The 10,282-nt window shown below is 49.9% G+C and carries 8 protein-coding genes; 6 read left to right on the top strand and 2 right to left on the bottom strand.

Going from position 1 to position 10,282, the window contains the following annotated elements; genetic code table 11:
• Positions 1 to 237 precede the first annotated feature (237 nt).
• From VFO10_RS18505 to VFO10_RS18490, 4 genes are all read left to right on the top strand, one after another.
• Complete coding sequence (locus tag VFO10_RS18505) at positions 238 to 2,169, top strand: protelomerase family protein (protein ID WP_325142897.1); 1,932 nt, start codon at positions 238 to 240, stop codon at positions 2,167 to 2,169.
• 25 nt (positions 2,170 to 2,194) lie between these two features.
• Positions 2,195 to 3,355, top strand: a complete 1,161-nt coding sequence (locus VFO10_RS18500) for a hypothetical protein (protein ID WP_325142895.1) — start codon at positions 2,195 to 2,197, stop codon at positions 3,353 to 3,355.
• Between the two features lie 445 nt (positions 3,356 to 3,800).
• Positions 3,801 to 4,076 carry a plasmid mobilization protein gene (locus VFO10_RS18495; protein WP_325142893.1) on the top strand — a complete coding sequence of 92 codons (276 nt, stop codon included), beginning with the start codon at positions 3,801 to 3,803 and terminating at the stop codon, positions 4,074 to 4,076.
• Positions 4,073 to 5,725: a relaxase/mobilization nuclease domain-containing protein gene (locus VFO10_RS18490; protein ID WP_325142890.1), complete on the top strand. Its 1,653-nt coding sequence runs from the start codon at positions 4,073 to 4,075 to the stop codon at positions 5,723 to 5,725. Before VFO10_RS18495 ends, VFO10_RS18490 begins: the two co-directional genes overlap by 4 nt.
• Positions 5,726 to 5,758: 33 nt before the next feature.
• On the opposite strand, the gene VFO10_RS18485 is transcribed toward VFO10_RS18490, so the two are convergent.
• Positions 5,759 to 6,172, bottom strand: coding sequence for a hypothetical protein (locus tag VFO10_RS18485; RefSeq protein ID WP_325142888.1), 414 nt, complete (start codon positions 6,170 to 6,172; stop codon positions 5,759 to 5,761).
• Positions 6,173 to 6,177: 5 nt separating this feature from the next.
• Positions 6,178 to 6,918 carry a hypothetical protein gene (locus VFO10_RS18480; RefSeq protein ID WP_325142886.1) on the bottom strand — a complete coding sequence of 247 codons (741 nt, stop codon included), beginning with the start codon at positions 6,916 to 6,918 and terminating at the stop codon, positions 6,178 to 6,180.
• 383 nt (positions 6,919 to 7,301) lie between these two features.
• On the opposite strand from VFO10_RS18480, the gene VFO10_RS18475 reads away from it, so the two are divergent.
• Positions 7,302 to 8,495: a hypothetical protein gene (locus tag VFO10_RS18475; protein ID WP_325142884.1), complete on the top strand. Its 1,194-nt coding sequence runs from the start codon at positions 7,302 to 7,304 to the stop codon at positions 8,493 to 8,495.
• A 109-nt stretch (positions 8,496 to 8,604) separates the two neighbouring features.
• Entirely contained in the window at positions 8,605 to 10,278 is a 1,674-nt protein-coding gene (locus tag VFO10_RS18470; protein ID WP_325142882.1) for a hypothetical protein, read from the top strand.
• Positions 10,279 to 10,282: the final 4 nt, after the last annotated feature.

Below are 10,282 nucleotides of genomic sequence, written 5' to 3'. Positions count from 1 at the left end.
GGAACCACCAAAACCCTCAACAACAACCCAACCACTATCCAACCTCCAACTCCACCCGGGCCCATCTCGAAAAGCCCTCAACGACCCACCGCATCACACCAACAACACGTACAGCTACAAAATGACAACTTGGCGGGGGGCTCCCCATCTCTCTTGGTAAAAATTTATATGTTCAATTTTTTAATTTTTAGTGTAATATTGATGTGAATAGGCTTTCACGACAGGAGAATAGGGTCAATGCCAAACAAAGGACCGTTAATAGATCTAAAAATCCTTCAAAAACGCCTCTTTGCACAGCTGAATTCTGTCGATCAAAAGTTCCGACCAAGCAAAGACCTGTTCAAGAAAAGCCCGCAGCAATATATGAAACAATGGCAAGACTATGTAAAGCAAACCGAAAAGTGCGTCCAAGATTTCCATGATGATCTCGACTATTATCCTTCTACCGCAGATGAAGAGGCTGAAGCACATCTGATAAAATCTCAAAAAAGGAGAACGCTCGGCTCAGCCCGAACGCAGCTTTCAGAAACGGCAACCAAGGTGAAGAATGAGCTGTCTCCAGATTTGCCACCTCATTTCCTCCAGGAACTGGAAGAGTTCAAAGCGAAACACAGCAACTACTCATCTCTTTTCAAGGCACTCAACACATCCTCTCCAAGAGCTTTTGATGATTCATCCAAAAATCTGTACAAGGATATAACGAGCAAAGTTAAAGCAGAGCTTAAACAACTTCCCTACTTTCATCCAGCGACTCTTTACCTCAAGCTAACGCCTGAACAATACGCCGATCTCAATTTGCAGGCAGAGAAAGCAAGAATCGCGAAGCACCAGAATACATCAAGCATCAATATCAGTAAGGTCATCGCGTTTGTAGACCGCGTTTACCGAGGGCGGCACGATGACCCCGACTACGCGGATATCTGCATAGCTCTGCAATTTGCAACGGGCCGCCGCCGAGCAGATCTTGGACTCGTGTCAACGCTGACACCATCAAAGGAGCCAGATCACTATTTCATTGATCGCTTCTCCAAATCCAATCACGAAGGGCAGATCCACGATTTCCCAGCCCTATTCCTCAGCGTCCCCCAGATCCTTGAGCTCTACATTATTCTGCGTAGACTCCTCGATGAGAAGGTGTTTTCTGACAAAAAGGAAGAGTGGGAACAGATAAAGCTCAATCTCGATACCGACAAGTTTGATACTTATACAAAGCGGATTAGGAATAACTTTGCGCAGGAATTCAACATAAGGCCCGCAGAAGGACCAGAGTCCGAAGAACAAAAGCTAACCGTACACAACGCCTGCCGAAGTGTCTATATCCAGTTCGGGCACACCCTATTCAAACTTAGAAAGCACAAGAAGTACGGGCGAATGTCACTTCTTGAATATGCCAATCTCATGCTGGGCCACACACCAGGAAAGTTGAAGGCAACATCACATTATTTACATGTTAATTGCATTGATGACCGCTTTGAAGTGACCGGACATGCCCCACTGCTTGAAGCGAATCACACTGATGAAGCTGATCCAGCGCATGATACCACTGACGCCAAGGACAAAGTCGCGCCAAAATCAGCAGAAACAAGCCCAGGTTTTGAGCACAAGGATGCAGCTACGCAATTACCACCCAATCCTCAACAGCCAGTAATGTCAGGGACTGAGCCTGGTAAAACAAGGGGCGGGGCCACAAAGCCCAAAGCACAAGCTCCTGCATCTGCTCCATCTTCCAGCCGCAAAGGCCCATCGCCCGAAAACAAAAAACCGACCGAGCCAGCAAAGACCGCTGGGAGCGGAAAAGCCAAACCCGAGGCACCAAAGGCTGATGAAGCAAAGAAGCCGTCCAAACCAGCAAAGACTGGGAGCGGAAAAGCCAAACCCGAGGCACTAAAGGCTGATGAGGCAAAGAAGACTGCCCCGACAAAGCGGAGAACAGCCAGAGAGACCAAATCCTTCCTAGATGCCGTCCGCTCCCAGGATACTATTGAAGCACTGCTTCGATACGCATTGAAAGTGAACGAGCCCAAGATGCTCGATATCCAGTACACGCTGCTGAAGAAAGCAAAGACAATACCCTCGTTTAGTGCGCTGGTCGACATTTCATCGGACAAGGCGGCGACCCATTATCTCAAATTCCTCAAAAAGCAGGGCATCAAGAACGATATCGAATGAAATTTTCACAGAAAGGATTCTCTGAATGTTATCGCCCAAGAGTTTTCTGAAAAGTGTAGAAAAGATTGACGAAAAGTTCGCTGCATTTAACGCTTCGATAGAAAGCCCTGACTACATTGCAATAAGCAAGAAGTTCTGGATCAGTGACCTCGAATCATTCATTGAAGAGAACAAGGATGAAATTGCGGAAAACATAGAACAGTTGGAGGAAGCGGCCCAGAAAAAGTACGCTAAATATATCTCGCCTCTTTTCAAATCCCTTCTTATCAATTTGACATTTGATGACTTCTCGGCCCACTTTGAACTTAGCAAAACGAAATTCAAGTCTTTAATCAGCAGCCTGGAATCTGCGAGGACGCCGGCCAGAGCGCAGAAAATCGTGGATGAATTAAAAGTCATCGGCGATCGCTACTTCATAAATACGAGACTGCGTCCATGGCATCCCGTTCTCTACCTCCTTCAGGATCTTAAGAAGACCATAAAATCCCCGGAAGAACTGGAAATCAATGCACCGAAACTTATTGCTTCGATCTATCCTTACATCATATTCCCTCAGAATAAATACACTCCAGAAATTCTTTGCGCACTTTCCCTTGTTCTCGGACTTCCCATAAAATCAATTCTCCAAATTTCTTCAGCCAAGAAACTTGACGATTTCTCTCTAAAAATTACCATCAAACGTTCAACATTTAGTCGACCAGTGATCTGCAAAGCAGAACACGTTTGCCGCACAATCGAGTTCGTCGCAGCTCAGAAATACAGCAAATCCCGCGCGTCCAATACATCTCTTGAAACGTCTAAAAAGGTTCTCGGCTTTGCATTCTCAGCCCTTAGCATGCCGGCTCTTTATCAGGCTCTATGCATTTACTTCTTCGCACGCACTGAGCAACAAGCGAGTCTTTTTCTGGAGAAGTACGACTTGGAAGTGAATTCAAAATTTCAATTCAAGATCCAAGGAGAAGCCAACCTCCCCAGAATCATTGAGACCATTCTGGATGAGAGACAAAAACAAATATCCGCAATTCTGAGCCAAGCCGACGACAACATAAGAGATCGCTTGGCGTCTGCTCTCCAGCACTATGAGCAAAACTACACTGAGAAGCTTGGGGTAACCAATACCCGCTTGGCTCTAGCATGCGCGCCCAGCCTTGCTTCCGGCATAAACAAGCAGCTCGATGTGCTATAAAAAACTGACACGCAGGGCGCCCGAACCGCGACAAATCGGGCGATTCCATGCCTCCCAAGCCTCTGAGACAAAACACGTTCTTGCGAATTATACTGAAATCCAGTGAAATTTAATGAAATCCACCGAATTCTTGCGAATTCTGCTCCATATCCTTGCAAATCCATGCCTTACGAACCGCTTTCGGCCTTCAATCACATGAATTACCTCCCCCACAACATACTTAATTTTCTAGGTTTTTTTCAGCCGACAATGACTAAAATCAGTGTAATGCTCAACATGCAAGCTGGCTTTTGTCACACAACCGCACAGAGCGGCTTTGCATTGCCTTTGATCCCATGACGAATGTTCGCAATTGAAGGCAATTCGATACGGCGCGGCAGAGGTTAAATTAACAAAAGAGCGAAGCTCAAGGGAGGACGCTATGCGATTGTAAGGGAGGAAACCGATGCTGGACAAAGTCATCAATGTTCGTGTGACAGAAGAAGAAAAGCGCGATCTGATACTTCAAGCGGAAGTGGCTGGAACCAGCCTTTCCAGTCTTGTCCGCAAACGCTCTCTGCATCGTCCGATCCTTGCAGCAACCGACCTTCAAATGATTCGCGAGCTTCGGCGACTGGGTGGCCTGCTCAAGCATCTCCATGCATCCCCCTCCCTAGATCCCGACGCCTCGTCTCTTCTCCTTCAAGCAATACGCCGCAAGATCGAAGAGATCGGCCAGTGACGATCATTAAGAAGATCGAGAATCGCAAGAAGAGCGCGACAAAGTCGGCCCGCATCCATAAAGTCTGCGACTACATCACCCACCCAGAGAAAGCCGCGTATGTCGGCGCCAGAGGCTTTATATGCGATAGCTACGAAGCGCGGAAAGCAGAGATGGTGGCACTCGCAGTCGACGGAATACGCTCCCCCAACCCTGTCAATCATTATGTCGTTTCCTGGCAGGCAGGCGAGATACCTACGTCCGATCAGGTGGAAAGGGTCATCACGGACCTGCTTCATGAGTTCGGGATGTCGGACCATCAATGCATCTACGGGCTCCACACCGACACCGACAACCGTCATCTGCATGTCGTGCTTAATAGGGTCAACCCTATGACGGGCCGCCCTGTGAAGATCAACCAGGGCTTTGACAAGAAAGCCTGCCACCGACTTAGCGATAAAATCGACCGCGCGCATGGCTGGTCCAGACCACCCCGGCTTGCATCCTTTTTCATCGCAGAGCAGCTGCAACAGGGCATCCTGGACGAGAGCAAGGTTCAGCTGGAGATGGGGGGGCCAGTCGTCTCCCAAGGGGCACTCGACTATGAGCTGCGCACGCGCGAAAAGTCAGCCGAGCGGCTTGCCCATGACGACGCTGCCCCTGTAATCAGGAAGGCCGCGAGCTGGAAAGAGCTGCATGAAAATCTCCATGCAATAGGCGCGACCCTGGAGCGCAGGGGCCGAGGGGCCGTACTTCGCATCGGAGAGACCTTTGTGAAAGCATCACAGGCTGGCAAAGATTGCGGCTTTCAGGAGCTGCAAAAGCGCCTGGGTGATTTCGAGCCGCCCAGCCGCCGGCTTAAGAGCCTAAATCAAGGCCGGCACCGATCCGAACCAGCAATCACTTCCTCCCCTCCCGGGTTTAGGCAATATGCCGCCGAACGCAGGCGCTTTCGCGAGCAGAAGAAGTCCAATACCCTCGAGCTGCGGTCAGCTCAGGCCATTGAGAAAAAGAAGCTGATTGAGAGCCAAAAAGAGCACCGCACCCGGGAATTGCAGGGCTCATGGAAAGGCCAGGGCAAAATGCTGAACGAAAAAAGATCCCAGCTTGCCGCGCAGCATGCGGCCGAGAAGGCTGAACTTCGTGACAGGCAAGCGCATGACCGCCAGGAACTAAGGCAACGGTTCAGAGCCTTCCCGAGCTTTCCAGATTGGCAAAGAGGCCCGGTTTTTGATTCGTCACCCACGCTCGTCGGGCCGTACGATCCACCCCAAAAGCGAAACCTTCCAGGGTACGAAGCCCGATCAGCTCCCCGCGGAACCGTGAACTATTTCCTTTCCACCGGACAGCTGGCTTTTTCGGACTGTGGCTCAGCTATAAGGGTAATCGACACGCGCAACGGCGACGGCGTTCTGGGCGCTCTCCTGCTCTCTGCTCAAAAATGGAGCATCACCGAAGTCAGGGGTGACCTCCAGTTTCAAAGCTTCTGCACCACCTTAGGCGCTGGAAATGGGATCAGGATCGCCAACCCTACCCACCCCCCACAGAAAGAGCTGCAGGGGCCAAAAACGGAGCTCCAGGCGAAGGAAAAGTCGCAGGTGCATCGGATGACACTCGATGAAAACAAAAAGGACCGCACGAGAACGCGCGGCCCTGGATTGGAATTATGAATATATCCCTAATATGCGCAGCAATTTTGCTGTTCAGTTTCCCAGGGGCTTGCTTACTGAATCGCGGATAAGTTCGCGCCTATCTTTCAGCGTAAGTGTATCAAGCGTTTGCCCATCTTCCACTTTGTACGACCGGCTCACACCCTCGACATTGATCGCATCAATATCACCCTTGTTCAAGGACAAAGTTGAAAAATCCATGTCGGACATGCGGACAGACTGGGGCACAGACCGAAGCTTCGATATTGTGAGCTCAGGATTAAGCTCGCCCTTGACCGCAAGGCCCAGTTTATCCTTTTCAATGAACAACCCGCCATCCCCTGGGGCCTTGGCCATAAGCTGTTCGAGAACGTCCTGCATCGCAGGTGGCGTTCCGCCGCCGGTTCCGATTCCGCCGAATGCTGTGAATGCGCACAAAAGAGATGGCGATATGATTAAAGCTCTCATGCCTGTTACTTCCTTTCCTTCCCAACCAATGGCCCGACCAATCCAGTAACGACGACAGGAACATTTCCTTTGTACTGCTCATCGTCAAAAATATCGGTCATTTGATGCCAATGGGCCTGTGCGCACTGATACGCGGCAGTAATACCCTTGGAATTTAACCCTGCCGAATTTGAAAATACCGTAGTCCCGGGAGTTTTCAAATCAATTAAGTCGAGATTTCGCAGTGCTTGTTGCTTGATGAGCACTTCATCGGTCGGGATGAAACCATCAACCAACGCGTCGATATGCGCTTCTGTATTGACTTTGACGGCTCCGATATCCTGCAACACATCAATGGCACCCAGCCCCCGGCTGCCAAATTCCGACTCGATGGCTTTGAGGTCATGATTTCCACAGTTCACCGCAAGAAGCACTTCGTACAGAAGCTGGTCCTGGAAGACTACAGAAAGAATCTTCTCGTTATTTGCTTGTTGTGTTTCGTCCAGAGTTTTCCCGCCAGGAAAGAACTCGCTGGCCTCATCGGGGAAATATTCGCCAAGAATCGAAAGGAAGCTATCAGGCTTGATGTATTTCAGAAGCTTATAGGCCTGATAGAACGTAACGCCCTTCTGCTCGCCGGTCGTGATTCTATAGACAACGGAGTAATCAACTCCAACCTGCCGAACGAACCAGCGTAAACTTTCATTTTTCGATGCTATGAGCATCTTGATCTCATCGCGCAAAAATTCAATCAGCCTCTGCGTCATCGGGCCACTCCCACCAATTTTCCGTGAAGACGTTGATAGACCTGGCACAGGGTGCTGTCCATTGATTTTTGTCCGTGGTGGGTAATTTTGTGTGACTTTCACAGTCATTCTTACTAACGCCGGGCGACAATTTGGTTTTGCGGCGCCCGAAAAAGATAAAAAACCCATAAACACTGATTCAAAACTAAAGTGACACAGACTGATATCATTGAAAAACATTCAAGTGCGGACAATTGGTAGGGCACTTGTTTTGCAATCCGTGAAAAGCTTTCGCAGCGCTCACTAAAAGCACTGGCGGGACTGAACCTGTTCCCGTATCTCAGCGCTAACCGCGACGGTTATTTTTTTAAAAGCCGTCAAGACCAAGAAAGTGAGTGCTGCCGATGACGATAAGAAAGCCACTTCCTGCATCCTCAAACGTCATTTCTTCGTCCCTCAGAAAGCTTGCCTGCTTCGGCTTTACAGCCGCGCCTCTGCTTTCACTCTCATCGAGTACAGCTCACGCATCTGTTATTGTCATGCCCGAAAAATCCAACGCCAGGACTTTAGGCCAAGGATTCATTGACTCAACGAAAACCATAGTGCCAGGCTGCGTCTCCGGGGAGATTGAAAGGCAACCTGCGGAAATCGCTTCAATGGAATTCAGCTCAGGGCAGGAGGCCGAAGCCACCCTTTCCAGCATGTCAGGCAAGGTGAAGGGCAGCGTTAACCTGCTGGTGGCTGGCGCCTCTGGCAGCGTCCATTTCGTTGAGACGAAAACCAATGAGCAAACAGGAATGTCATCCTTCCTAAATTTCACTTATGCGAAATACAAGGCCAGGATAAAGCATCCAGCTCTTACAGCCCTTGGGCAGGGCACACTAACGAGACCAGCTGATAAAATTCTTGAAATCTGCGGATCGTCCGTGATGAACGAGGCCACCCTTGGAGCCCATCTCAGTATTGTGGCTCGCTTCGTCTATGTGGGGACGAGGGAGTACAAATACTCGAAATCCAAAGTCAAAGCGGAAGTCCTGGGAGCCACAGTCAGCAAGAAGTCAAAGGTCTCGGAGTCTGATGAGATCACCAAGGAATTCGTCTTGAATGTGGATGCCTATCAGTATGGCGGCGATACATCAGCGCTCAAGGCCATACTTGCCAACGGAAGGAAATACTGTGCGTTGAGCAATCCTGATGCCTGTGCTGACACATATAAAGCGCTGCTGCGCTATGCAAGACACGGTTTCAAGGATTCGGTAGCTTCGGCAGACGTGAACTCACTTGCTGCGCTGAACATAACAACCACTCCATACAATGAGCTTTACCTTCCAGTTCAGTTCCCGGTCTACACCTGGAAAACGTCCTCTCTTTCGTTCAAGAACGCTGCAATCACAGCCTATAGAACCACTCTAGCCGCCCTTCTGGCTGAAAAGGAAAAGACGGAAGCCCGGCTCCATTCCGGGATATTCGCCGGGGAAACGGAACAGAGCCTTACAGGCAAGCTCAACCGCTTGAATGATGAAATTGGGGCTGCCACCGATCGAATAAACCGATGCGACTTTTCAGGTCCTAACGAGACCTGGCTGTGTGAATTTTAAGACTTAGCAGAAACATTCGACACTATTCAATTTGCCACCATATATGGAGGTGAATCGACCGAGTATCGCCTGAAGTCCGGAAATACCAAACATTTGGAAGGAGAATTACATGCGAAAGTCCAAGATTTTGATATCCATGCTGGCCTGTGCAGCGGTCGCAGGATGTTCCAAAGATGACAATAACGAACAATCCGCTCTGAAGGATTCCACGCTATCCAATGATGCCTTTGGGTATTCCTTTTTAGGGCAGGCGTATGACACACGGCGGGTGAAGACCCTGAACGTCACCTGTGCAACCGGCAACATCAAGGAGAGCCTTGTAAGCGACAGCAACTTTGTGCTCGACTATGACCTTTCCTATCAGGATTTTCTGGATAAGACCCAGGGCAAACTGACCGCAGACCTGAACCTTCCCGCCGTCAGGGCCGGTCTCGGCGCTCAATACGCAAAGGAAAACGCAGCGACTTCGTCATCGACCACATTTGTCTTCAACTGGCAGATGACAAAAAAACGTGTCGCGTTTGACGAGAACACGTACCGGGTCTCTGACAAGGGCCAGCAGTTTATTAATGGTGACAAATCCCAGCTTCAGGAACGCTGCGGTGATGAGTTCATCACAAACGTGGATTACGGCGCTTCCTTTTTCGTGACCATGAAAGTCGATTTCCTGAACGATAGTGACAAAACCGACATCGGCGGCAAACTCAAGCTTGCTGTGGGCAAAGAGAACATCGACCTTGTTAAAATCGAAGGCGAGCTGAACAAAATCGACCAGAAAAAGAAAGAGTCGGTCAAGCTGTCGATCCGAGCGAGACAGGTCGGGGGCGACCCTGTCCAGCTTACGTCCTTCCTGAGCGACAATGTGGTCGAATGCACCCTGGCCAATCCCAAGCCTTGCTTTGATGTCTATAACCAGGCCATCAGATATGCCAGAACCAGCGTCCCAACCCAGCTGGCGGGTGATGCGGCTTTCGTCCCAGTGCGGTTCCTGACCAAAAACTATAAGGAATCGGGCCTTGATGAACTCGTTCCCTCGGGCGGCTATCAGTTTATTGACGCCTTGACCAAAGCCAAGCGCCGCGAAATCGAAGCTCAGTATCAGCAGAACCTGGTCGATTACCAGCGTGCAGCAGACATCCTCAGAAAATATTCAGACTACCTTGAGGAAGCTCAGATCGAGGTCATTTCAAACATCAAGGACATAACATTCAACAACGCAGCCATCCTTGGAGACGTATCCCTCACCTGCTTCGATGCTCCATCAAGCTGCATTTCATATTCAAAGTCGGCTGAGCCTGGAATTAAGCCGTATGACCGGTCAAAGCTGGCCCTGCGCAGTTCCATGTCCGACCTGAAGGATGTGAATCTCGGTTCCTGGTCCTTCGGACATCCGAAAGATGCCAGTGCCTTCGCGAGAAAGGTTGTCGGGGGCAATAACACTCTGGAAGACCGGCAGGGAATCGCCCTGAAGTCTGACACTGGTGAAATGATCCGGGTCGCAACCTATGTCTCTGAATACGACTGTGTGAAGGCCGCGAACATTATTGGGTCTTCATCACCGCTCTCGATCGTGACGAGCAGAGATTACGGAATCAGCTTCAGGAACGACGATTTTGGCGGGGAATACACGTTTACTATGGAGGCTGCGTTCAGAAATCAGGCTGCTGGCAAGTGCCTCTTTGTGTCGATGTATCCGGTTGAGCCGCACAGGCAGAGGGTTGACCTGGGCGTTCCATCGGAGTTCAGGACTTTTGTTCGTCGCGTTCTTGAATCGGTCAAATAATAGA

This window comes from Oligoflexus sp. (genome assembly GCF_035712445.1).
Lineage (GTDB): Bacteria > Bdellovibrionota_B > Oligoflexia > Oligoflexales > Oligoflexaceae > Oligoflexus.
Note: the sequence above shows the minus strand (reverse complement) of the source record. Positions and strands in the feature narration are given on the sequence as shown.